Source organism: Aequorivita flava (genome assembly GCF_038742595.1).
Taxonomy (GTDB): domain Bacteria; phylum Bacteroidota; class Bacteroidia; order Flavobacteriales; family Flavobacteriaceae; genus Aequorivita; species Aequorivita marisscotiae.
On record NZ_JBANCF010000009.1, the window covers coordinates 109,223 to 134,918 of the forward strand.

Below are 25,696 nucleotides of genomic sequence, written 5' to 3' on the forward strand. Positions count from 1 at the left end.
TATATCGAGAGTTGAAATTCACACAGATACCATTGATTAATACTTTTAAGGTGTGTTAGCAGAACTATCAAGGTTTACAAACACTACAAGCCGTATAGCCTGCGTCTTTAGCATTTGTTTTGCTAGTCTTTATTTTGCTCTTTTTAAGATAATGGCAGGTTTCTTTGTGATACTTCGTGCCGGTTTTGGTGATATAGACTACCTCTTGGACTGGATGTATTTGAGAGATTGGCGCTGGTAACGGGGCGTTGGCAAAATTGGGGAAAATGCAGAATGCAAGGAATAAGAAAAATAAGAGTAGTTTTTTCAACATAGTAAATGCTTTTGAAGGCTAGGTGAAAATAATAAATTAATGATGGATTCAGCTAGTTTTTGTTGTACTTAACAATCCGCCCAGGATTGCCAACAACAACCGCCCCATCAGGTACATCTTTTAAAATTACCGCCCCTGCTCCTACAGTGGCCCATTTTCCAATTTTTACTTCTGGTATCACACAGGCTCCAATCCCAATATGGGTGCCTTCTCCTACGTGTACTCCCCCGGCTAAGCTAGCATTAGGCGATATATGTACAAAATCTTCAAGCGTACCTAGATCAAGTGGAGTTTGCTCAAAAAATTGATGTATCTGAAGGTTATATAGGAAATATTGAGAATTCAAAAAATCCGGCAAAAGCAAATACTAGATTGATTGCGAGAATTGCTTTAGCACTTAAACAGACCTCTTATTTTGAAATACTACCCAAACAAATCGTTAAAAACGATATTGTTAAATTAAGACTTGAATTATTTGATATAAATACTAGAAATCAAGCACATGATAGTAAGGGCAATGTTCCAGAGAGGTTAAAAATACTTTCTAAATAAATTTTAACTGATGAAGAGTTTAAAATTTTCAAAACAGAAAAATTGCCCTATTGTACAATAGTAAAAAAATAAAATCTTGATTATATAGCGTAGTATTATTAGACTAGCATGTATGTCTATGCCTTTGTTGGAAATCCTATACAGGTATTGTATTTAGTTAAACGGTCATTAAACGTGTTACAAAAACTTATTCCTTATAATTATAATTTCACTCCTGTTAAATTATTTTGTTACGATTTTCTGAAATTGAACGGGGTTTAATTAGGTTATAAAAAAAGCTATATTGCAATTAAAATACTGTAAGTTTTCTAATCATTGTTTTTAATGTCCACTCCACTTACCAGAGAATCTGTGATACACAAAAGCGGCACTAATCCTACACACGGGGTAATCAAGCCCATGCGAAAGAAATATTATAAGGTTTTAACTGAATCTGTTGGCGGCGATGCGCCGAAAGATGTAATAAGATTTTATGAGTACGGAAGAGGAAGAGTAAAGAATTCGAAGTCTTGGCCAAAATACATTGCCAAAATAGGTCATAAATGGTATCCAAATGAGAGCATAACAGAGCATTTTATGACAAGTATCGGTAAATCTTTCGGCATAGAAATTGCAAATTCAAAGTTAGTTTTTGCAGAGGGCTATGTGAGGTTTTTGAGTGAGCATTTTCATAGTGAAGAACAATCTCTTATTCATGGAGCAAACATTCTGTCTAGGTACTTGTCTGAAAAAGATACAAAATGGTTAGATGATTTAGACAATCAAAAATTGCTCAAGGGGGAAATCAATATTCAAGATGTAATTTTAGCTCTTCAAGATGTTTTTCCTAATGAAACTATATTGGATTGCTTTGTTGATATGTTATTGTTTGATTGCTTGACTGGAAATAATGATAGACATTATTATAATTGGGGAGTTGTGACGCACATTCGGAATACTCATGCCCCATACTTTTCTCCTATTTACGATACGGCACGAGGATTATACTGGAACAGGGATGAAAATTTTATACTATCTTTGCACAGGGATGCAGAATCGACACAAAATAATAGACTTAATAAATACGTTAATAAATCAGTACCCAAGATAAGTATACCAGAGAATGAAAAGTGTAATCATTTTCAACTTATAACATATCTAAGGGAGAATAACTTTATAAAAGAGCAACATATAGTCCGATGGACTAATAGTACAAGTTTAGAGAAGACACTACATATTCTTAGGAAGGATTTTATGAAACTTTTCACAAAGGAAAGAAGTGAAATTATTGAGAAAATTCTTAAATTAAGATTTCAAAAGCTTCAAGACATTATTAAGTAGAAACTATGTTAAAGCAGTTTAAAAAATATATCAAGTCACAGTCCAAGGCTAAAGATTTACCTTGTACATATGAACAAATAAATCAGAATCCGAAATTCCAATTAAAATATAATGAAAATATTATTGGATATTTGGACTATGATGGTACTGTATGGTCTTTCATTTATTCTACATGGTTTAAGGACCAAAGTGAGTTTGAGCCTCTATTTGAGTTTCCTTTAAAAGACAAAGTTTATATCTCATCAGAATTATGGCCATTTTTTGAAAGTCGGATCCCTTCACTCAAACAACCCAAACTTCAAGAATATTTGGAATCGCATCCTTCTGATCGTAATAATAAAGTTAAGCTGTTAGAACTTTTTGGAATAACTTCAGTAAATAATCCTTATAAGTTAACTTTGAACCTTTAAGGAGAATTTTTTAGTTTTTATTCATCTAATATACAACTTGCCACTAATAGGATTATTTCATCTCAATAATTAATTCGGCTTGATTTATACAAGCGATAATAATTTTATAGTGTTTGGCTTTGAAGTTTAACTAACATTTTAGCATCTATTGGGACTATTAGCAGTTTTGTGGTGAGTGTATTGCTGAAATGGGTTGGTAAACAGCTGGATAAGCGGTAGCACCCATAAATTTTATTGAGAAAGAGCTTCTGGGGATTCTGGGGGCTCTTTTTTTTGGTTATTTTTTATTTTTATTATTTATTGGTGGGCTGCTGAATTGGTTAAGTCTTGATTCGTTAATTGGAAACCACGAATACACGAATTGTTTTTCTCCGCTTTGCTTGAAAGGAATATATCCTGCTGCCATCTCTGAAAAAGGGTGTTTAGAATTGTAAGGGGAGTGTTAGATTAGCACTAATTGTTTTTCTTTGCCTTGCTCGAAAAAGTGGCACAAATCGGAGCGTAATAGGGTTTTCGGTCGTAAACAAACTGGCACGTTTTGAACCGATTTCTCTGGCACAAATCAAACCTAGATATCCTTTACGCACCAAATAAAACTAATTTCGGATAGTAAAGAGGTTAAAGGAGGTCTGCTTGCTCTGAAATATCCAACATATATTTATAGCTCAAAAAAACCGAAGAAATGTGTATTTTATACATACAGCCATAATCTGTATATCTCCAAAAAACGATCTGTTATAATAATATTCCAGATTCATTTTTACCTTATCGGGAAAGATGATTTCATCGTTGTATTTCATAGGGTCTTTTTGTTTTGCCAAGAGCGATTCTTCATTAATATACTTTAAAGCAGCCCTGCTAAACAGACCTGGCTTTAATTCTAATATTTTGCGCGACTCGCCTTGCAGAGCATCGTAATAACCTGGCACATCGGGACGCGGACCTACGAAACTCATTTGGCCGAGGAATATATTAAGTAGTTGTGGCAATTCGTCTAGCCTGGAGCGCCGCAGGAAACGACCATAGTTAGAAATAGTACCGTTGGAGGAATGTATAGAACGGATTTTAAAAAGGGTGAAAGGCCTTCCATATTGACCAATACGAATTTGTAGAAAGAGTGCCTTGCCCTTGTCGAAAGCTGCAATTAAAATTAATAATGCCAGAAACCAACACAAGTGAATGAGCAGTATCAGTGAAAATATTATGTCGAAGATTCTTTTTATTGGATTTCTTATTACCTCCTTATTTGAAATTCATTGAATTCTGATATGGAGAAATTTGCGAGATAATTATTTCATTGTTTAGAATTTTCAATCTAATTGATCTTAAAATAAACTGGAAAAGCCTAGTGTTTAGCTAATAAATGCATGGATGCGATACTTCAATTGAAGCGTAAATTAACGATTTATAACGCAGGGAATTCGCCTAGGGCTTTATTTTAATTCAGATATTAAAAAAATGATTTTAACCATAGGGTATTAAATGACTTATTTGTCAATAAATTATGAATGGATTATTAAGAAGTGAGACGATATAAGGGAAAAAAGTTGCTATCTGAATTTGTTAAACCCTTCTTCTCTACCAATTCATTATATTTCTCCTTATCTACTATCATTTTCCAAACAGAGAATTGATAGAAATTCTTAGAAAAAGCTGCCTTAAATCTAAAGAGTGAATCCGTATCCTCTCCCCCTACACCTCCTCCTAAATGTAAGTGTTTTAAGCCTAATGAAGTCCCTAATAATCTCGCCTCATCTAAAATTAGCTTCATTGGTGCTTTATGAGCAAATTCTTGGTTTGTACCTGCCAAGTGATATTGCAAGATATTGCCTACAATAGTAAAAATGGCACCTGCAACGATTTCTCCATCAAACTTCGCTACTAGGAGTTTAGTTTTAAAATCATGGTTACTCAAAAATGAATGAAAATATTCTTTGCCGAAGTAATAATTATCAGATGCCCCCAATTTATCCATTGTGGAGTGATAAATATTTATAAAGCTATCTATTTCATGCTTATCGATAGTCTCCTCAACAGTATAGCCAAACCGTCTTAACTGATTCAGTTCAGATTTTAACGATTTTCTAAAAGCACGACGCTGTTCATCAACGGGAATGGTTAAATCTATGGAAACAGTTTTATTTAAATCAACCAATTCACCAAATTCATTAAATAATTCAGATTGATTAATCAAGGGATGTAGTCTTGAAAATACTGAAATGATATTTTGCTCATTACAGAATTGTTTAAATTTCTTCTGAAAATATGTTATATACTCCTCGGAAAGATCATCGACATCCATTGTTATGATAGGGCCAGAATATCCATATACAGAGGTCGCATCATATAGCGAACTCCCTTCAATTGGACGAATAATTAGGGGTAGACAAATAAGCGCTTCGTGTCCTGAGATAGTAAATAAAATTGCTTTCTGCTTTTCTTGTAATTCTATCATATGAAAACAGGATGTATGATGAAAATCATAAGCTTTACACGACTTAACCAATTTATTCCAATTAGGGTCGTTTAATTCTATTACTTCAAAATTCATTTTATTTTATTTTATTTTATTATTTTCAAATCTGGAAATAGTTTTAATATCGTATTTCTCGCTTGTAATATTTCCTTTTTAACTTCACTGCTGACTTTTTTGGATTTTACACTTAAATTAGGTAGTGTAGGAATGCGTTCACTTTGAGTATTCAAAAATCTTGTTTGGATTGTTTGCAGAAAATCATCTGGATTCTCACAAATACTCTTATAAGAGATTATAATTTTATTGTTTTCTGGAACCTTTTCCAACTGCATTAAATATTCATGTTCCAAACACAAAATTTGTCCTACTATTTGTTCGTAAACAGATAGACTCTTTAACTGTTCATATTGTCTTGGTTTAATAGAGCCCCAAATTGTTTTATCACCATTTAACTTTTCTCTAAGTTTTAAAATTGAAAGAACATTATCTACCAAATTTCTTTTTATATAAATAAAACATGTTTTATTTAATTGCCTATATAATTGTTCAGCATGAAATCCAGCCAAAAATGATTTAAAAACAATAGGCCTTTCATAACTATACGTCATGTTTTTTAATAATGAAGACAATTGCTTCCAATTTATATTCTTTTCGTGATTTTGGATTTTCTGCTCCAAACCATCATAATTGAGATGGTAGTTCCAAAAATAACCAAACTCATGAGGTTCATCAATTCCTGTGGTTCTACCAAAATCTGATTGAAAATTACTTGTGTATTTCGATCCTATTAATTTCTTTGATAGTTCAATACCATAAATTGGTGCTTTCCAAAATGCCGCTATCAAATTGTTTATATGACCTACTGGTAAATAAGTTGATATCAATTGTGATACTAAGGTCGTTCCACTTCTAGGTGCTCCTAAGATATGAAGGGTAGGATAAGTTTCTTCCAATTCTTCAATAAGTTCATTTTGAGATACACTCAATAGATTGTTCAAAGATGTAATTACCTTTTCGAAGCGTTTATCCTTTTGATATTTTTCTGAAAGCTCTTGATCTCGTCTACTCATTTACCTAGTTTTTATGTATTCATCAAAAGGAATCTCAAAATCGGCGCCGTTGGGATTTGTGTCTTTCTTCCCAATTACATTAAAAATGGTTTTAAAGATTATTTTTATATCCATCCATATGGTCAAATTATCTACGTAATAAACATCCATCTCTAGCTTTTTGTCCCAATTTAAATTACTTCTGCCATTGACCTGAGCATAACCAGTTATACCTGGCCTTACTTCATGTCTTCTATATTCTTTAGGAGAAAATAATTCAAGATACCGCATTCGTAAAGGTCTTGGCCCTACAATGCTCATTTCTCCTCTTAAAACGTTTAACAGACTGGGTAATTCGTCCAGGCTTGAAGAACGTAACTTACGCCCAAAAGAGGTGAGCCTCGCTTCGTTAGGCAACAAATTTCCTTCTTTATCTTTTTCATTGGTCATTGATCGAAATTTGTACATCGAGAATGGCTTTCCATTTATACCGGGTCGTTCTTGTGCAAATAAAATAGGGCTTCCTAATTTTAGTCTTATGAGAATGCTGACAATAATTAAACCTGGAGATACAACTACTAACCCTATTATAACCAACAACATATCAAAAATGTATTTGAAAAAGTATTTATACATTTACTTTGTCTTTTATAAGTTGATATGTTCTTTTAATCAGATAATTATTTTTCAATAGATTAAATCCATTCATGCCCATTGCCTCAAGGTCATCTTTACATAGTTGGGTGATTTTATTTTGCATATTCAAATTATCTCCAGCCTTTACCCAGTAACCACATTCGGCTGTTTCAATTACTTCTCCTATATCCGTATTAACGTCAGTAGCTGCCAATACAGGTTTTTTCATTTCCAAATAAGCTAATAATCGCGAGGGGAAATTTGGAATGGTAAAATCCTTATGCAAAAATATCATTCCTACATCGCACGCAGCAAGTATGACATCATATTCGTTTCTAGGTAATCCAGGAAGTAGAGTAGCATTTGAGGGCTTATGTAAATCAAACCAATTTTGTAATTTTTTAAATTTTGTACCATTGCCTACGACTAAAATATGCGCGAGAGGTTCTTTAAGATTAAATATCGTTTCAATTAAAAACTCAACCCCTTGAGGAATGCCTATGTTTCCTCCATATACAAATATTTTTTTATCTAAAGGTATGTTGTATTTGTTTTTAATCTGCTCTTTTTCTTTTTGATTAAAGTTTATAAATACTGGTTTAATCGTATTCGGGTTTACTTCTACCTTTTCACTTAGAATATCTGGATTATGTTCAAGAATAAATTGTTTATTAGCCTCCGACATACATCCAATAGTATCAGATACATTATAAAGTATTTTTTCTTTCTTTTCAAAATACTTGTGCAGTGCCCCTCCTTTTTTCATCATCCCCATATCAACGGCATTTTGAGGGAAAATATCTTTTAATAATAAATAAGCATAGGCATTATCACGCTTTTTTATAAAGTCGATAACTTTAGAAAAAGTGATTGGAGGTGTAGAATACAGCACCAAATCGAAAGTTATATTCTTAATGTTTTTTTTGATAGCAGAAAGAAATTGTCTTTCAACAAAAACTTGCCCCAAACCTTTTTCAACTATATTGGTTTTGGTAAGGTTTAGAGTTTGAACATTTAATATGTTTGCTTTGCCTTCCTTAAAAAAAGAAGTTTTCTTTTTATGACGCCTTTCAACCGGTGCAACTATATAGACATTATGATCCTTTTCAATAAAATGATTTAAAAGGTCCTCATAAATGCCCCTCTTTTTTAAAGTGGTAATATTCACCATTGTAAGAAATAGTACGTTCATATTGGCTTTCTTATTTATTTTCCTGCCAAACTGTTCGTTTAATATAATCTGTATAAGACATTATAATCCTTACAACTTTTTCAGAAACATTAGGCATACTATAATCTGTAACTCTCCTAAAATTTCTTTCAGGATCTAATTTTTGTGTTTGCACTTGGACCAAACCTTGAAGAATGCGTTCGGTATTTAAGCCTACCATCATCACAGACGCCTCCTCCATAGCTTCAGGACGTTCATGTGCATCGCGGATATTTAAGGCTCTAAAGTTGAGTATTGAAGACTCTTCGCTGATTGTACCTGAATCTGACAATACAGCATAGGAATTCTTTTGTAATGCATTATAGTCGTGAAAGCCTAAGGGCTTTAAAAACTGAATGTTTTTATGCGTCTCTATCTTTTTTTTCTCTATCATATTTCTAGTACGTGGATGGGTAGAAACAATAACTGGATAATTATATTGTTCTGCAATAGTGTTCAAACTATCAATCAAGCCTTTAAAGTTTTTTTCTGAACTAATATTTTCTTCCCTATGTGCAGATACTACAAAATATTTATGCTTTTCCAAATTTAATTTGGATAGCACTTCTGAAGCTTCAATTTCAGGTAAATAATGATTTAAAACTTCAAACATGGGGGAACCAGTTTTTATTATTCTATCTGCCGGCAAACCTTCTCGTAATAAATATTCCCTTGCGATATCGCTATAGGTTAAGTTTATATCGCTCACGTGATCAACTATCTTTCTATTGGTTTCTTCTGGAACTCTTTGATCAAAACATCTATTTCCTGCCTCCATATGGAAAATAGGAATACGGCGTTTTTTCGCAGCGATAGCGCATAAACAAGAATTAGTATCACCTAATACCAAAAATGCATCTGGATTTACTTTTTCTAAAACAGGATCAATATTTATTAATATCTGTCCAGCGGTAGTAGTAGCGTTTGAGCCTGCGGCATTTAGAAAGTGGTCTGGTTTGCGGAGGCCTAGGTCTTCAAAAAATACGTCATTAAGTTCATAATCATAGTTTTGTCCTGTGTGTACTAGAACGTGTTCGATTGCTTCGGAAGCATCTAAGGCTGCTATCACTCTTGATAATCTTATAATCTCAGGGCGGGTGCCGACTACTGTCATTACTTTTAATTTCTTCATTCTGGATGGAACGCGGAATACACTGACTTAACGGATTCTCACGGATTTTTTTAATTTATAAATACTTTTTTTTGGAACGCGGAATACACGGATTTAACGGATTCTCACGGATTTTAATTAATTAGTATATATTTTTCTTTTGAACTGAGGTTTCTTTCCAAAATTCAATAACAGTCCAATTTCTATCTCTGTCGCTTTTAAATAGTTTATTAGTTGAAACTCATGCTCTTCACAGAGATTTTCAGCAGCTTTAAGTTCAATAATTATTCTTTCTTCTACCACTAAATCTGCAAAATACTTACCAACTTGTTGCTTTTCATAAAACACGTTAATAGGCATTTGTTTCTGAACATTTAGACCCATTTTGCGGAGCTCTATCATCATTGCATTTTCATACACTCTTTCCAAAAACCCATAACCTAATGAATTATAGACTTTATAGAATGCCTTGATTATCTTATCAGATATATCTTCATGTAACAGCATATTATATCAATATTTCTATGATTAACTATTATAGACGCAAATTTATAATAAAATCTGTGCTTATCCGCTAAATCAGCAAAATCAGTGTTCCACTACACTTCTTCAAAATAAGTATCGGCATCATTTTCATCATAAAACTCATTTATCCAAAAATTGGTGTATAATATATCGTCACCAATGTTTTTTATGTTATGGGTATACCAAATTGGCATGTCTACGTAGGCTGGTTCTTCTCCGTCTAAATAAAAATCTAACACCTCGTCGGTTCCTATTTTTCGCAACTGAATTAAGGCCTTACCCTTAATTACCGCAAAGCGTTCTATTTTACGGGTGTGGTAATGGTTTCCTCTTGTTATTCCTGGCACCGTAGTAGAAAATGACACCTGCCCCCCTACTCCTAAACGAATAATTTCCACGAAAGAACCTCTGGGGTCTGTATGCTGTTTAAACTTTATTGGAAAGTAGTTGGCAACATCCATATAACAACGATAGGTGTTGAATAGGTTTAATTCAAAAGTGTTGTTTATTGTAGGAATTTCTCCTCTGTCTTGATATTGCGATTTGTAGTTTTGTAGCAAACTCAATAATTCAGATACTTTGGCCTCAGAAGTATGGGCAACTGTATGTACAGCTTCATTCTTCTTCTCTCGAATTATTTTTAATATTTCTGCTACCAACTCACCCACATAGATAAGCTTTAAATCTCCATCAACCTGAATTTCTGGACTTTCTCCATTTGCAATTTGATGCGAGAACGTTGCAACTACCGAGTTGTAGTATGGATGCCCAAAGGGCCCAAAGACATTGGGAATTATCATACCTGTAAAAGTGGTTTGAGCTTCTTTTGCCCATTGAACAAATTGCTCTCGACCTTCTTTTTTAGATTTACCGTATAGATTATCTCGTTCTTCTTGAGATGAGGAAGACATAATTATATGTGCTTTGCATTCTGTACGCTTTAAGGACGCTATTAGATTTTCTACAAGCTCTACATTCGTTTTATAAATAACTTCTGGATCGTTGTGGCGATTCATGGCAGCAAGGTGCACTATCACATCACATTTTGAAACAAAAGTATCTAATTCCTTTTCATTCTTAAAGTACTCTTTTTGAAATTCAATTCTTTCAAATTCCTCAGCATGCAACCCTAAGTTGTTGTATAAATGTGTGCCAACAAACCCGTGTTGCCCGGTTATTCCTATTCGTAACATATTTTATTCTTAATTATCTATTATTGTTTCTCGCAGATCGACGCAGATTTAAAAACCGCAGATTTTAGCAGATTCAATATTTTTTATCCGCGCAAATCTGCGAACCAATCTGCGCTAATCTGCGAGAACCCATTCCATACAAGCCTATTCATTAAAATAATCAATCTCAAATCTGTATTCATCCTTCACCTCCCCAATCAAATAATCTGCCATCACCAATAATTTAGAATTCCGTTCCAAGGCTTGAATCTTACTTACATACCCTTTAGATACACAGAGTACATCCAGTTTATCAGCTAACAATTCAAAAGAAAACAATTTACAATCCTTAGCTGGGTTTTCCCACTTATCTATAGCAATCAATTCAATTTTAAACGAACCACTAACCACCGAAAACCAACGTCTTTCAATTTTATGCCCTTGCCAACCTCTAATCGTTTCAGTACTCCAGTTTTCAATGGTGTAAATGCGTTTTACCTCCGAAAGATCAAAATCATTATTATAACAAAGCTGTCCACGCTCATCGGTGTGTTGTCCACCTTTAATTATGTATGGTACTTCCATTGATGTTTTTTTATTTCTCGCAGATTGACGCAGATTTTTGCTGATTCTATTTCGCTAAATTTGAAAACAAATTTCAAAAAAATCGACGAGAAATCATAACGAGTCCTTCATTTACGATTTCATCATCTCCTGCACAATAGGCAGCCCTTTCAACAACTTCTTCATGCCCTCAACATCCTGTTGCTCGGTATTATGAGAGTTATAATCTTCAATCTCTGAAATTGCAGCTTCACCCTCAGAAAAATATTGCGCATAATTAAGATCTCTATTATCCGCCGGGATTCTATAAAAACCTCCCATATCTTCTGCTTTTATCATTTCCTCTCTGGTACAAAGCGTTTCATAGAGCTTTTCGCCATGTCTAGTACCGATTATCTTTATTTCATTGTCAGTTTTACAAAGTTCTTTTAAGGCTTGTGCTAAATCTCCAATTGTACCCGCAGGAGCTTTATTGACAAATAAATCACCTGCATTTCCTTTCTCAAAAGCAAATAGCACCAATTCAACCGCTTCTTCTAATGACATTAAAAATCGTGTCATATTAGGATCTGTAATAGTAATTGGATTCCCATCTTTTATTTGTTGCAAGAATAAGGGTATTACTGAGCCTCTTGAAGCCATTACATTCCCATAACGCGTAAGACAAACAGTTGTCTTGTTCAGGTTACGGGAAGCGGCTACCGCAACTTTCTCCATAAGTGCTTTTGATATTCCCATTGCATTAATAGGATAGGCAGCTTTATCTGTACTAAGGCAAATTACCTTTTGTACTTTATTAACATCTGCCGCATCTATAACATTTTGTGTTCCGAACACATTTGTGCGAGTGGCTTCTATCGGGAAAAACTCACAGGAAGGTACTTGCTTTAAAGCAGCAGCATGGAATACATAGTCCACCCCACGCATTGCACGTTCAACACTATCGTAATTGCGTACATCCCCAATGTAGAATTTAAGCTTATTATTTTTTAAGGCAGTACGCATATCGTCTTGTTTCTTTTCATCGCGACTAAAGATGCGGATTTCTTTAAAATGATCAGTGTTTAAGAAACGGTTTAATACTGCGTTTCCGAATGAGCCTGTGCCTCCAGTAATAAGGAGGGTTTTATTTTTAATTTTCATTTAATAAGGATTTATAGACGTCGATCCATTTATAGATTTGTGAATCAACTTTAAAATTTTCATCTACTAGTTTACAACTATTTATACGCATTTGTTGGTACTTATCTGGCTCTATTAGCAATAAAGAATCAAGAGCTTTTGCTAGCGTTTCTGGATCATTTGAGACGTGAAAACCTGCGTTATATTCTTCAAGAATTTGCCAAGGAGTTCCCTGGGAGGCAATTACTGGAGTTCCCTGATTTAAAGCTTCCACAACCACATTCCCAAAATTTTCAGTCTCACTCGCCAAAATTAATGCATATGATTCCGCATATACCTTCTCCTTCTGATCACCTTCCAGATGACCTTTAAAAACAACTTTATTCTGCAAATTTAGTTTATTAACCAAAGACACTAGTTCGTTTTTATAACTGTTATGTCTTTCCTCTTGTTTCCCAACAATTAGAAATTTTGAATCATTCTTCATAAAAACCTCACTTATCGCTAATCCCTTAATAAGCTTATGTAAGCTCTTTATAGGGTGGATTCTTCCAACATATAGTAGATTCTTAGTATTTGGTATCGCAAGCCTTGTTGAGGGGGCTATTAGGTTTGGAATCTCAACGATCTTATTTTTAGGAAACATTTTTCGAATTCCTTTAGTTTCTTGACGCGAGGTACTGTGGTATGTTATATTTTTATTCAATAATTTATATAAAAATAAAAGTGGTTTCTTCTTCCAACTACTAAACTTCAAGGCGTTTTCATTTAATTCGCCTCTCACAGACCAAATTATTTTTTTTTCAGGTTGAAAGAATGACCTATAAAAAAAACTATATATTGAAAAGGGACTAAACAAACTATTTAAATGTAAAACGTCACCTTTCATAATTTCTTTTGACAATCTCTTTCTTGTCTTTAAAGAAGAAATTCCATCAGTTCCGTAAAATACCTTTCCACATTCTAATTCTAGCCATTCACCTGGACTAATTTTATCCTGGATACCGAAAGTTGTTGTTACTACCGTGGTTTGGACATTATTATTTTTTAAAGCTGAACAATGCCAGTAGAGTGTATTACAGGGCCCTCCAATTTGGGAAGGGTAAAAAGCGCCAAGGGGAAAAAACACCTTCATTATGTTTCAGTTTAAAGTTTAAATTAGTTTACTTTTTTATTTACCCTAATAAGTTTGTCTTCAAGGATACCGTTGTGCATACACAAGAAAACAAAAGTCCATATTAAAACTCCAATACCCCCCACAGAAAACAATGTTGCTTCTCCAAAATTAGTAAATAATGCAATCAATGTTATAATAAGAAAGGGGCTGTTTTTTTGCTTTTCTATTTTCAAAAGCGAAATTATGGTTAACAATAAGATAATTGCGCCGATAACCCCCAGTTCTTCAATAGATGCCAGAAATAGATTTCCTTTTTCATAGGCTTTACCTATAGTTAGTGGATTATTTAATGGAATCAAATCAGAAGGCATTTTAAAACCAATTCCAAAAAAAGGATGAATAATTATATTATCAATTTGATTCTCGACCAAGCTTCCTCTCGAGGCAATAAAGCTATCTTGAATAGTTTCAGCATTTGATTTGTTTAAAAAACGAAAAATAAAACTATTGATTTTACTATAATAGAATAAAAGCAAAATACTGCCCAATGAAAAGAGTACTAATATCTTCTTCGTAATTAATCTTCTTAACTTCGAATTAATCATTACTATTACTGCTAAACCTAAAAAAATAGATAATAACGAGGTTCTAGAGAGTGATAAGTAGGTGAAGACAAAACTAAAAATAAAAAATACAAAATCCTTTTTGGAAAATTTATTAAACAATTTTATTAATAGGAAACCAGTAAAAGGCGCTAAGACAATGCCAAAAGCATTAGGATGCAAAGATATGCCTTGAAAGCCCACTCCGTTTTTTAGATAAGAAATAGCTGGTTGAAAAATAGAGAAGGCTGAACATATTATAATGGCAATAAACATCGCTTCAATATTATTCACTATTACATTTCTTTCAGGAATACTCCCAAAATAAGAGCTTTTATATGTGAAAAAAATCATCAACGTAAATGAAGATAATTCGACTAAGCTATTAAATGGATCGTATGAAAAAAAGAGAGAATGTAATAATAGAAATAGAAACAACAGTGGAAAGTAAATAGCTTTTGAAAAAAGACTACGGAATGAAAAACCATTATTACTCTTTAAAAAACTGACAAATATCAAAGAATATCTTAGGGAGCCGAGATCACTCGTTCCATCCCCTCCATTTACGTTTTGAACAAAAAATATGAGAAAATACAATAAGAGTAAATCTAAATTAGATAAATTTCCTCTAAAATAAAGAAAAAGGAAAACTATCAATGTCAAGAGTATTCCATAAGGAACATATAACAATGTAAGTATAACTAATAACCATTTAAAATAGTTTGTTACTGATTCAAACATTATCTAACAAGAGTTTTTCAAATTCATTAACTCTATTCAGGGTATAATTCACCTCGAATTCTTTTGATTTACAAATCTTCTCATTCATTGAAGGTCTTTTAAAGTTTATTACTTCATTTAACAATGCCTTTTGTAAATCATTTAAGTTATTCGTTCTATATACAATTCCCCACTGAATCTCTTTAACAATACAACTTGCTCCACAATTTTCATTTGTTATGACTTTAACCCCTCTAGAAAGCGCTTCATTTATTACCGCTCCCCATCCATCAAATTTACTAGGTAATACTAGATAATCTGAGTTAACTAAAAAATTCATTGCATCAGTATTATCCATGTTTCCATATAAAGTAATCCGATTTTCTAATCCTAATGCAGTTATAAGATCTTTTAATCTCGTCCTTTGTGGCCCATCACCAATAATATTAAGTCTCCATTCATAACTCTTCAATCCATTCATTGCTTTTACTAATTGTATTATATTTTTTCTATCTATTAACTGTCCAATAAATAAAAAAACTGGGGAAACACATTCGAGTTTTGAAATATTTAGTTCTTCTATTTTAGGCAGCTCAGTAAAATACTGGAATCTATGAATTTTTTCTTTGGAAAATCCCACAGAACTATACCACTCTGCTCCCAAATTACCCATAGCTAAAATTACATCAATTTTATCTCTGTATATAAAGGCTTTGATTCTATAAATCAATTTTCTAAAATGCCTTTGCCATCCTATAATAGAACCTGCTTCCACGATAACGACATTAAAATCGTCGTTGTTTGTTTCTCTAAAAACTTTATCAATTATCTTATAATTTGCGATTCCAGAAAAAATATTTATTGCGTCAGTATTATTTTCTTTTATTTTATTAGCTATTTGCTGATTTTCTAAAACGATTACTTCCGCTCTTCCCGTATCAGGTCTACTCCATCCTTGTTTAACTCGTTCGATGGATACTTCCTTTAAAACGGCTAGAATAACTTCATGGCGTTCGGCAAGTTCTCGTATCAAAAAAGATTGGTGGGGACTAACTATATTTTGCCAAAATATTAATTTCATACTGTTTTAATAAATTCTAAAATTTCTGAAGTAATACAATTCCAATTATTATTTTCTTTAATGAAATCAACTCCTTTTGTTGACATACTATTCAGTATGTTAGGATCGGTATTAAAAACCTTCTCAATCCCAAGTTTAATTCCTAAAGCATCTTCAGTTTCTATAATATGTAAAAAATCTAAATATTCATAAGGTAAAGATTTAAAATGAGTTGTTAAAACAGGGTTTCCAGAGAGCATATACTCAATAAGTTTTGAGGGGAAACCAAAATCATTTGCTAAGTTGTCAGTTTTCCTTGCGTTGATAAGCAAATCTGCACCTTGCATATAATCAAATAATAGGTCATTATCAACCATTCCATGAAAAAAAATTTTTTCATTTTTCTTAGCTATCTCTTTTACATAACTTTCTAAATCCCCATAGCCGTATAGGTGTAATTCATAATTCATGTTATTTAATAGTAAAAAGCCCTCAATAATTTCAACTATTCCATTATATTTTATTAAAGTTCCAGCAAAAAATATTTTTTTTACTTTTATTTTATTAAATTGTTTCTTATAAATTAATGTTTTATCACTCTGCTCTTTTTTATAACCTACTCTCGAGATTATGAAAGGAATTTTAAGATTCAAAGCTGAGATTACATTACAATTCAAGACAATAATTCCATCAAAATATTTCAATAATTTATGACCAACTTTGAAGATGATATATAGATATGCTTTATAAATGAGATTATTGGATTTGATATTTGGGAAAGGTGTGTCAATAGTTAAACTAAAGATTTGTGTTTTATAAATTATTTTTATTAGCATTAGGCATAAACATTTACCTAGACTAGAGTTAAGCAGGATTATATTTTGTTGATAAGTTGAATTATCTCTACACCATTTAAGAAGATAAATAAAGAAATTAATATTTTTCAAAAAATCTCGTATAACTGGATAATGAGTGCTGGGTATATAGTGAAATTTTTTGTCCTTAAACAAATATAAATTTTTCTCTTTTGTTTGCTCAAAATTATTAATAAAAGCTAATGAAACGATTTCCAATGAACTACCCAATTTCATGTTCATTGCATTCAGTAATTCAATTTCGTATTTTTTTCCAGCGACTGACAGATTCATGGTTTTTACGATCTCCATAGGCAACGCATTCCCACAAAACAAAAGTTTAGTTTTTCCCATTTCTATTTAACTTCTGGTGAATTTTTAAAAAATAATTTAACTGCTAATATAAATCCGCATTTTCTCCCATTATGTTTTTACTTAAAAAATCGCTCAAAATAAAAATTAACATACTTACAATAATTAAAGTTATTTTAGGCGTGCTCCTATTTTCCTGTTTGTTTTTTAACGTGTGTAGAATCGATTATTTATTTATTCCTCTATTCTCTATTCCAATAATCCAGTATAGTGTTTTGTATCAAGGCTAAACTTTTAACCAAGATTTCACAACTTTAACAGTCCAGATACTAAAAAAAGGCCATTTAAAATTCTCTGTGTTATTACAAATAAGAATCCAGTAGGCACTAGCTATTTTTAATTTCAAATTAATAATCAAACCAACCAAAAAATTACTATCCACCGTTCCAAAAGATTGAATGTACCCTTGGTCTAAAGGACAATTCTTTTTTTTGAAAATACGTGTTTTTTTATCAATTACCTTAAAATAACTTCCTCCTTATTCTTTCTCTATATTATTCGTAATTATATAACTTTAGGCAACGGAACCTTAGATAGGAGCAACTCTCACTTCAGAATTTCAGAAAATTTAAAAAACAAAATAATAATATTCCATTTTCATTACTGATTAGATATTTCATATTCCAAAATTCGTTTCCAGAGCTTACAAATACTTTCCATAGAAGTTTTTTCCAAACCCAAATTTCTACAATAAAAACTCATATTTTCTAATTCATTTGTTGGTAAAGTTAAAATTAGATTCAACGCTTTGGCAAATTCTAATGTATCTCCATTTGCAACCTTAAAGCCAGTTTTATAATTTATAACCAAATCTAGAGAAACACCTATATTAAATGAAACTACCGGTGTTCCACACATTATTGATTGATTAATCATCATTGGTCCAGAGTCCTCAATAGAAGGACAAGCAAAAAGATCTGCCGCTTGATAGGCGGTTGCAAGTTGCTTATAGTTAAGATAACCTAGAAATTTATGAGCAAAAGGGATTTCATTTTCTAGCTGCTGATTTCTGTTCCCAGCAACAGCTACGAATACTGTGGAATCTTCTAAAATCATTTCAGATTTAAGCAACTTCAATGATTCAATCAATTCTTTTAAACCTTTTCTACTCTCATTGATTGAGGCCGCCCCAAAAAAGATAATTTTTTTATCTAGAGGTAATCCTATTTTATTTCTAGCATCATGTTTATTATTCGGCTTAAATATATTTGAATCAATTGGTATAAGGACCTTGTACTTATTCTTATCTGTAAATAAACTACTGCTTTTTAACTGATTATATTGCCCCTGTGATGCTGCAATTGGAATAATATTCGCTGATTCTATATATTTCTTTTTTTCTTGCCATAATTGATTGGTAATATCTGACTTATCATTTGAATAAATTCCAGGACACATACCGCATTTAGCTGTATAACCCAAACAATTCCATGCATAATGGCATCCACCGGTCATAGGTGCCATATCCATCATGTACCAAAAAATAGGTGCCTTAGTTATTTTATTTAAATAATTTAGTCCAGTAGTATCTAAGAAATTTTGAGGGAAAAGATAAATAAAAGCATCTACCTTTGACGGTAAATTCTTTGCGATTTTTTTTGATAGCATAATCCCTTTCATTGGATTCAGGCCATTCATATGGTAATTTGGGTCCGTTTTAAATCTTGTGATTTTGAATAGTCTATTAAATCTAATTCTTAAACTCTTCAATATTCTATGAGTAAAAATCATACGGGATACTCCTCTTAAGGAGAACGTTTGTTCATAATTTTTCTCGAGTCTTGCATTGGTTATAATTTGCACGTTATAATTCGCCATTTCTAAACTATGCATTAAGTCAAAAGCCACAAGTCCAGCTGCTTTATATGGATGTGAGGCTGTCAATATAACTATATTCCCTTTTTTAATCATTCCAAATTCCCTTTGCGTGATTATTTATTATCTTTTTATATTGAATTGGATATATTATAGTCCCTGCTAAACCCACTATAATATTAGCAAGCAAAACACCAAAAATGCCTATTTTCATGCCCAAAAAAATCGCTAGCGGTATATTTATTATTGCACTACTAATACCCAGATACAATTGAATCTTTAGTTTACCTATACCATTTAGAAATTGGCTAAATATACTATTCCAAGTGATCATTAGGATCCATATTCCAACCAATGCTGACATTAAATATGGTATTAACACCTTATCTCCGATCCAAATATTGTAAATGTGTTTACTAAATATTAACATTAAAATACCCGTTATAAGTAAAAAAAACCATATTATATATAGTTTTTTCATAACGTTTTTTATCCATTCAATATCATTCTTTACCCAAGCCTCTGTGAATGCACTCCAAAAAGGGGATATTAATATAGAGGAAACCATCAATAGGACACTAAAGTACTGAAACGAAACGTTATAGGAGGTAACCTGCTCAGGGCCAAACAGTTGCGTAATGATGATATTATTAGTTTGATATAAAAAAATTACAGCAATTTGTATAATGAAGAATTTAGTGCCTAAATTAAATAAATCTTTGGCCTTATCAAATTTTACAAAATTCAAACCTGGTTTTATATGCTTATACTTCCTGTTAAAAAACCATATACTTGATAAAATTAGCACTATTAATGGGGAAAAACTGATTGCAATCCCTAAAGATAACAAAGAGCCTTCGGTGGTTTTAATTAAAATAAAAATAAAAATAAGAGATATTACTTTCCCCATAAAATCAAATAAAGAAGCTTTTGCAGGCATTTGATCCGCCATCAAAATTGTATTTATCAGCTTCAAAACAAATTGTACACTAAAGAACGTAAATACAAAGGATGCAAGTAAGCTTAATTCATTAGGTGCTATTATATCTTCTGCTGCATTTAATATATTATTCCAATTTAAAAATGGATTTATTATATAGAATAATACTAAAACTCCAATAATGATTATTGTCAAAATAGCATATGTAGTACTTATATAAATACGAGCTAAATCTTGATCATCTTTAGCAAATGCCTGAGCCAGTCGATTTCGCAGACCATTTCCTAAGCCTATATCAAAGAAACCGAACCATCCAACAATCGAACTTAATGTTATCCAAATACCATATCTAGTAGGCTCTAAATAATTAATTATTAAGGGAATTAGAAGTAGACTAATACCTATATTCAAACCTTTAATTATAAATGATCCTAATATATTTTTTTTAGCTAAATTTAGTCGCTTATCATCTATTCCAAAACCCGTAAAATCTCTTAAGAACCTTTTAATATTATTCAAGATTATAATTTATAGTTAATAATTTTTAATTTATTAAGTAATCAACAACAGAGATTACTTCCTCGTCTTTTAATTCATAAAAAAGAGGTAATCGTACCAAACAATCAGAGTAGTAATCTACAAATGGTAGGTAGCGTCCATCATGTCTATCTATATAAAATGGACTCTTGTGTAAACTTAAATAATGAAAAACAGCATGAATATCATTTTCTTTTAGTTTTGCAATCAGTTCTTTTCTCTGTTTTGGACTTTTACACACTAAATAGAACATATGCCCATTAATAGTAGCAAAAGAAGGTACAAAAGGTATCATAATATCGTTTTTGAGTGCCCATTCTTTTAAACCGTAATAATACTGTGCCCAAAGTTGCTTTCTTCTAGCTTGTATGTTTTCAAGATTTTCTAACTGCGCCCATAAAAAGCTAGATATTAATTCAGACGGCAAAAATGAAGAACCTATATCTACCCAACCATATTTATCAACCTCTCCCCTAAAAAAAGCGGATCTATTAGTTCCTTTTTCCCATATTATTTCTGCCCTTTTGGCAAATTGCATATCATTAATTGCTAACATTCCACCTTCTCCAGAAATAATATTTTTCGTCTCGTGAAAAGAGAATGCTGCTAAATGCCCAATTGAACCTAAAGCCTTTTTAACACCATCACGGCCGGTATAATAACTATCGATAGCTTGTGCAGCATCTTCTACAACATACAAGTTGTATTTATTTGCCAATTCCATAATTTTATCCATATCGCAAGCTACACCCGCATAATGTACAGGAACAATCGCTTTTGTTCTCTTAGTAATAAGTGCCTCTATACTATCTTCATCAATTCCTGGGCGGTCTTTCCTACTGTCTGCAAAAACTATCATGGCTCCACGAAGTACAAAAGCGTTAGATGTGGAAACAAATGTATAAGAAGGCATGATTACTTCATCTCCTTCCTTTATGTTTATAAGAATAGCTGCCATTTCAAGAGCATCTGTACAAGAAGTAGTTAAAAGGCTTTTCCCAAAACCATATTCTTCCTCAAAAAATTTTTGACATTTCTGTGTATACTTACCATTACCGGAAAGCTTACCAGTACTAACGGCATCGTATAAATAATGTGTTTCCTTACCTGTTAAATAAGGTTTGTTGAATGGTATTTTCATGTTAATCTTACTCTTAACTTATTAAACTTATAGATATCCCCATGTTCATCTTTTGCATCTATAATTCTTAATGTATTTTCTCCACATATAACTATAGGAAATTCATTTTCAAAGGTTAATATCTTTCCATATTTAGGTGTTTCAAGCTTATATCTTTCTATAGCTTCTACCTTATCTATTGTTATTAATTTCTTTCCATCCACATATGTTTTAGCTCCATCATAAGGATAACCAACTGCATCTACAAATCGTTCTATATACTTAGCATCTTTTGACCAGTCTATAAAATAATCCTCAAAATCTCTCCAAACACTATAGGTAGCTAGGCTTTCATTTTGTTTAAAATGTGAAATCCTTTCTTTTCTGAATAACTTAGAAAATATTTTTAAAACTAATGAAACATAGATTGAACTCATTATATCAATAGCTTCACTTATTTTAATGGGGTATACTATTGTGGTCTTTTCGGAAATTATAATTTCTCCTTGATCCATTTTGTTATTTGCGAAAATAGCAGTGGCACCGATTTCTTCTTCGCCATTTATTAACATATTAGGAAGTGGAGAGAACCCTCTATACTTCGGAAGTAAAGAATCATGAAGAACTATTAGGTTTTTCGCATTAATGATTAGCCATCTCCAACCTATAGCTAAAGAAAATTCGCTATTTATAATATAATCTTCATCTTTTTTGTATACATCAATATTATGATCCTTACATAACTCGAAAATTTCATTACAACAATCCTCCTTATTACCTTTATCTTCAGCAGTTATAACTTTGTCAATTAAACTAATATAGTTTTTATTTTGTAAAATATGAATTAGACTTTCATACCCCTTTTTATTTAGTAAAAATAACGTTATTGACATATTATTAATCTCTAATTGATGAAACATAGAAATGATATGAGCTTTTCGATTTCTCTATTGAACTTAAGTAAAGCTCTTTTTTTGATATATAACCCATACGATAGGCAACCTCTTCAAGACATGCTATCTTTAACCCTGTTCTTTTCTCCACGGCTTTTACAAACTCAGTAGCTTCGGTTAAGGCTTCATGAGTCCCAGTGTCTAACCAAGCAAAGCCACGGCTTAAGATTTGCATTTTTAAATCTCCTTGTGCTAAATAACTTTGATTAACAGTAGTAATCTCTAATTCACCACGATGTGATGGTTTTACATTTTTAGCTATGTTTACAACCGAATTCGGATAAAAATATAGTCCAACGACTGCATAATTAGATTTTGGTTCATCAGGTTTTTCTTCAATACTAATTACATTCTTATTTTCATCAAACTCTGCGACGCCATAACGTTCAGGATCATTCACATAATTCCCAAATACAATTGCCTTTTTTTCTTCTTTCACTGTTTGTACAGCATCACTTAAAAGTTTTTGCAAACCTGCTCCATAAAAGATATTATCGCCTAAAACTAGACAAACATCATCACTACCTATAAATTCCTCACCTATTATAAATGCTTGTGCTAATCCGTCAGGACTTGGTTGTTTTTTATAAATTAGTTGAATTCCGAATTGACTACCATCACCTAACAATTTCTCAAAATTTGGAAGGTCATGGGGCGTAGAAATAATTAAAATTTCTCTAATGCCTGCAAGCATAAGAACCGATAACGGATAGTAAATCATCGGCTTATCATAAATAGGCAACAATTGTTTGCTAACGGCTATAGTTAATGGATGTAAACGTGTTCCTGATCCACCTGCTAAAATAATTCCTTTCATAAATTTTTCATTTATATAGCTGTCTATAATAATCTTGGTAAGCTCCACTAGTGATGCTATCCATCCATTCTTTATTTTCTAAGAACCAATCGATAGTTTTAGATAAGCCTTCTTCGAAGGTAACTGACGGAGACCAACCTAATTCTTTGTTTATTTTAGAGGAATCTATAGCATAACGTAAATCATGACCTGGACGATCTTTTACATAGGTTATTAGTTTTTCACTTTCTCCTACTGCTCTTACTAGCTTCTCATCCATTTGTTGACATAATAATTTTATTAAGTCAATATTTTTCCACTCATTAAAACCGCCTATGTTATAAGTTTCGTGATTAGCTCCTTTATGAAAAACTAAATCAATAGCGATGGCATGGTCAATAACATACAACCAATCTCTAGTATAATTACCATCGCCGTAAACTGGCAATGCTTTTTTAGTGATGATATTATTTATAAATAAAGGAATTAATTTTTCAGGAAACTGGTTTGGCCCATAATTATTTGAGCAATTAGAAATTACATATGGCAAGCCATAAGTTTCGCCATAAGCTCTAACGAAATGATCTGAACTTGCCTTAGAAGCTGAATACGGAGAATTGGGATCGTAAGAAGTGGATTCCGTAAAAAGCCCTGTTTCACCAAGAGAACCATAAACTTCGTCCGTACTAACGTGGTAAAATCGTTTGCCCTCCCAATTATTTTGCCATAAATCTTTAAAAGCATTTAGCAAAATCATAGTTCCTAAAATATTGGTTTTAGCAAATGCTAAGGGATCCGTAATAGATCGATCAACGTGTGATTCAGCCGCTAAATGAATAACGCCATCGAATTGATATTCTGAAAATATACCATTGATAAATGCTTCATCAGTAATATCGCCGTGTAAGAAGGTGTAATTTGAAGCATTTTCAACATCTCTAAGGTTTTCTAAATTGCCTGCATAAGTTAGTGCATCCAAATTATAGATATGGTAATTTGAATATTTAGTAACCATCAAACGAATAACGTGGGAGCCAATAAATCCGGCTCCACCTGTTATTAATATGTTTTTATTATTCTTCATAATCAGATTAAACTATCATCCCAGCAGCAACGGTTTCATTAGTATTATCATCTATTAAAATAATACTACCCGTAGTGCGATTAGTGCCATAAGGATCAATCATTAAAGGTTTGGTAGTTCTAATGGTAACCCTACCTATTTCGTTCATCTCGAAAATATCTTCATCCTTAATACGATCATAGGTATTAATATCTACCTTATACAAAACACTTTTAATCATTGCCTTTTGCGAATTTTCAGTATGGCAAACGGTGTATTTTGCTCTTGGTTGTGAGGGTTTGTTGCTCATCCAACACAGCATTACGTCAAACTCCTGGGAAGTTTCTGGCCTATTATTGGTTCTAACAATCATATCGCCTCTACTTACGTCTATATCATCCTCTAAAGTTATGGATATAGACATAGGAACATAGGCTTCATCAAATTCCTGTTCAAAGCCATCAATGCTCTTTATTTTTGAAGTGAAGCCTGAGGGAAGTGCTATAACTTCATCGCCTTTTCTAAATACTCCACTTGCTATTCTTCCAGCATAACCTCTATAATCTATAAAGCCTTCTCTTTGTGGGCGAAGTACGGTTTGAACTGGAAAACGAGCATCAATTTTATTTAGATCGTTTGCAATGTGCAATGTTTCTAAGGTATATAACAAGGCTGCACCTTTATACCACTCCATATTTTCAGAGCGGTTTACTACATTATCTCCGTGTAAAGCACTAATTGGAATATAAGTAATATCTTTTGTAACAAGCTTAGATGACACTTGCTCATATTGATTTACAATGTCATTATAAATTGCTTCATCATAATCTACAAGATCCATTTTGTTAATACATACAATTAAATGTGGTATTTGAAGCAGGGAAGCGATAAAAGAATGTCTTTTAGTCTGTTCGATTACTCCGTGGCGTGCATCTACCAAGATGATTGCAGCATTAGCTGTAGAAGCCCCAGTTATCATATTTCGAGTATATTGAATATGACCAGGCGTATCGGCTATAATAAACTTTCTTTTGGGTGTTGTAAAATATCTATAAGCAACATCTATTGTAATACCTTGCTCTCGCTCTTCTTTTAAGCCGTCAGTAAACATTGCTAAGTCAATATTATCATGACCCTTTTTTAAGCTTGTACTCTCAACAGCCGCTAACTGATCTTCAAATATAGATTTTGAATCATACAACAATCTTCCTATGAGCGTACTTTTACCGTCATCTACGCTCCCTGCAGTTGTAAATCGTAATAATTGATTGTTATCTACTATCATTT

The 25,696-nt window shown here is 32.3% G+C and carries 24 protein-coding genes and 1 pseudogene; 3 read left to right on the plus strand and 22 right to left on the minus strand.

The window, feature by feature from the left end:
* Window positions 1-365 precede the first annotated feature (365 nt).
* A pseudogene (locus tag VZD24_RS11370) lies at window positions 366-584 on the minus strand (acetyltransferase); the annotation flags it as partial.
* 14 nt (window positions 585-598) lie between these two features.
* On the opposite strand from VZD24_RS11370, the gene VZD24_RS11375 reads away from it, so the two are divergent.
* The 3 genes from VZD24_RS11375 to VZD24_RS11385 all read left to right on the plus strand — a co-directional run bounded on the left by VZD24_RS11375 (window position 599) and on the right by VZD24_RS11385 (window position 2,595).
* Window positions 599-865 carry a hypothetical protein gene (locus VZD24_RS11375; RefSeq protein ID WP_342687696.1) on the plus strand — a complete coding sequence of 89 codons (267 nt, stop codon included), beginning with the start codon at window positions 599-601 and terminating at the stop codon, window positions 863-865.
* A gap of 324 nt (window positions 866-1,189) precedes the next feature.
* Complete coding sequence (locus VZD24_RS11380; protein WP_279448153.1) at window positions 1,190-2,185, plus strand: HipA domain-containing protein; 996 nt, start codon at window positions 1,190-1,192, stop codon at window positions 2,183-2,185.
* 5 nt (window positions 2,186-2,190) lie between these two features.
* On the plus strand, window positions 2,191-2,595 hold the full coding sequence (locus VZD24_RS11385; RefSeq protein ID WP_342687663.1) for a HipA N-terminal domain-containing protein: 405 nt from the start codon (window positions 2,191-2,193) through the stop codon (window positions 2,593-2,595).
* A 665-nt stretch (window positions 2,596-3,260) separates the two neighbouring features.
* On the opposite strand, the gene VZD24_RS11390 is transcribed toward VZD24_RS11385, so the two are convergent.
* From VZD24_RS11390 to VZD24_RS11490, 21 genes are all read right to left on the minus strand, one after another.
* Window positions 3,261-3,848 (minus strand): sugar transferase, encoded by a 588-nt coding sequence (locus VZD24_RS11390; protein ID WP_342687695.1) that lies wholly within the window; start codon window positions 3,846-3,848, stop codon window positions 3,261-3,263.
* 263 nt (window positions 3,849-4,111) lie between these two features.
* Window positions 4,112-5,146, minus strand: coding sequence for a GNAT family N-acetyltransferase (locus tag VZD24_RS11395; protein ID WP_342687664.1), 1,035 nt, complete (start codon window positions 5,144-5,146; stop codon window positions 4,112-4,114).
* 11 nt (window positions 5,147-5,157) lie between these two features.
* Entirely contained in the window at window positions 5,158-6,141 is a 984-nt protein-coding gene (locus tag VZD24_RS11400; protein ID WP_342687665.1) for a sulfotransferase, read from the minus strand.
* Window positions 6,142-6,756, minus strand: a complete 615-nt coding sequence (locus VZD24_RS11405) for a sugar transferase (RefSeq protein WP_342687666.1) — start codon at window positions 6,754-6,756, stop codon at window positions 6,142-6,144. It abuts the gene before it with no gap.
* The gene (locus VZD24_RS11410; RefSeq protein WP_342687667.1) at window positions 6,749-7,948 is read right to left on the minus strand and encodes a glycosyltransferase family 4 protein; all 1,200 of its coding nucleotides are present in this window, start codon (window positions 7,946-7,948) and stop codon (window positions 6,749-6,751) included. Before VZD24_RS11410 ends, VZD24_RS11405 begins: the two co-directional genes overlap by 8 nt.
* Before the next feature lie 10 nt (window positions 7,949-7,958).
* A complete protein-coding gene (gene wecB / locus VZD24_RS11415; protein WP_342687668.1) occupies window positions 7,959-9,098 on the minus strand; it encodes a non-hydrolyzing UDP-N-acetylglucosamine 2-epimerase in 1,140 nt (379 codons plus the stop codon).
* 117 nt (window positions 9,099-9,215) lie between these two features.
* A complete protein-coding gene (locus VZD24_RS11420) occupies window positions 9,216-9,584 on the minus strand; it encodes a GxxExxY protein (protein WP_342687669.1) in 369 nt (122 codons plus the stop codon).
* 92 nt (window positions 9,585-9,676) lie between these two features.
* Window positions 9,677-10,795 (minus strand): polysaccharide biosynthesis C-terminal domain-containing protein, encoded by a 1,119-nt coding sequence (locus tag VZD24_RS11425; RefSeq protein ID WP_342687670.1) that lies wholly within the window; start codon window positions 10,793-10,795, stop codon window positions 9,677-9,679.
* Between the two features lie 144 nt (window positions 10,796-10,939).
* Window positions 10,940-11,359, minus strand: coding sequence for a cupin domain-containing protein (locus VZD24_RS11430; RefSeq protein ID WP_342687671.1), 420 nt, complete (start codon window positions 11,357-11,359; stop codon window positions 10,940-10,942).
* Window positions 11,360-11,470: 111 nt separating this feature from the next.
* Window positions 11,471-12,481 carry a polysaccharide biosynthesis protein gene (locus VZD24_RS11435; protein WP_342687672.1) on the minus strand — a complete coding sequence of 337 codons (1,011 nt, stop codon included), beginning with the start codon at window positions 12,479-12,481 and terminating at the stop codon, window positions 11,471-11,473.
* Window positions 12,471-13,595, minus strand: coding sequence for a glycosyltransferase (locus VZD24_RS11440; protein WP_342687673.1), 1,125 nt, complete (start codon window positions 13,593-13,595; stop codon window positions 12,471-12,473). The genes VZD24_RS11435 and VZD24_RS11440 overlap by 11 nt, the downstream gene beginning before the upstream one ends.
* A gap of 23 nt (window positions 13,596-13,618) precedes the next feature.
* Window positions 13,619-14,920 carry an O-antigen ligase family protein gene (locus tag VZD24_RS11445; protein WP_342687674.1) on the minus strand — a complete coding sequence of 434 codons (1,302 nt, stop codon included), beginning with the start codon at window positions 14,918-14,920 and terminating at the stop codon, window positions 13,619-13,621.
* Window positions 14,913-15,980, minus strand: coding sequence for a glycosyltransferase (locus tag VZD24_RS11450; RefSeq protein WP_342687675.1), 1,068 nt, complete (start codon window positions 15,978-15,980; stop codon window positions 14,913-14,915). The genes VZD24_RS11445 and VZD24_RS11450 overlap by 8 nt, the downstream gene beginning before the upstream one ends.
* Window positions 15,977-17,167, minus strand: coding sequence for a glycosyltransferase (locus VZD24_RS11455; protein ID WP_342687676.1), 1,191 nt, complete (start codon window positions 17,165-17,167; stop codon window positions 15,977-15,979). Before VZD24_RS11455 ends, VZD24_RS11450 begins: the two co-directional genes overlap by 4 nt.
* A gap of 618 nt (window positions 17,168-17,785) precedes the next feature.
* Entirely contained in the window at window positions 17,786-19,096 is a 1,311-nt protein-coding gene (locus VZD24_RS11460; protein WP_342687677.1) for a glycosyltransferase, read from the minus strand.
* Window positions 19,089-20,459 (minus strand): lipopolysaccharide biosynthesis protein, encoded by a 1,371-nt coding sequence (locus VZD24_RS11465; protein WP_342687678.1) that lies wholly within the window; start codon window positions 20,457-20,459, stop codon window positions 19,089-19,091. Before VZD24_RS11465 ends, VZD24_RS11460 begins: the two co-directional genes overlap by 8 nt.
* A 25-nt stretch (window positions 20,460-20,484) precedes the next feature.
* A complete protein-coding gene (gene rffA / locus VZD24_RS11470) occupies window positions 20,485-21,618 on the minus strand; it encodes a dTDP-4-amino-4,6-dideoxygalactose transaminase (RefSeq protein WP_342687679.1) in 1,134 nt (377 codons plus the stop codon).
* The gene (locus tag VZD24_RS11475) at window positions 21,615-22,490 is read right to left on the minus strand and encodes a methionyl-tRNA formyltransferase (protein ID WP_342687680.1); all 876 of its coding nucleotides are present in this window, start codon (window positions 22,488-22,490) and stop codon (window positions 21,615-21,617) included. Before VZD24_RS11475 ends, rffA begins: the two co-directional genes overlap by 4 nt.
* 4 nt (window positions 22,491-22,494) lie before the next feature.
* Window positions 22,495-23,367 carry a glucose-1-phosphate thymidylyltransferase RfbA gene (rfbA, locus tag VZD24_RS11480; protein ID WP_342687681.1) on the minus strand — a complete coding sequence of 291 codons (873 nt, stop codon included), beginning with the start codon at window positions 23,365-23,367 and terminating at the stop codon, window positions 22,495-22,497.
* 7 nt (window positions 23,368-23,374) lie between these two features.
* A complete protein-coding gene (gene rfbB / locus VZD24_RS11485; RefSeq protein WP_342687683.1) occupies window positions 23,375-24,430 on the minus strand; it encodes a dTDP-glucose 4,6-dehydratase in 1,056 nt (351 codons plus the stop codon).
* 7 nt (window positions 24,431-24,437) lie between these two features.
* Window positions 24,438-25,694 (minus strand): sulfate adenylyltransferase subunit 1, encoded by a 1,257-nt coding sequence (locus VZD24_RS11490; RefSeq protein WP_342687685.1) that lies wholly within the window; start codon window positions 25,692-25,694, stop codon window positions 24,438-24,440.
* Window positions 25,695-25,696 lie beyond the last annotated feature (2 nt).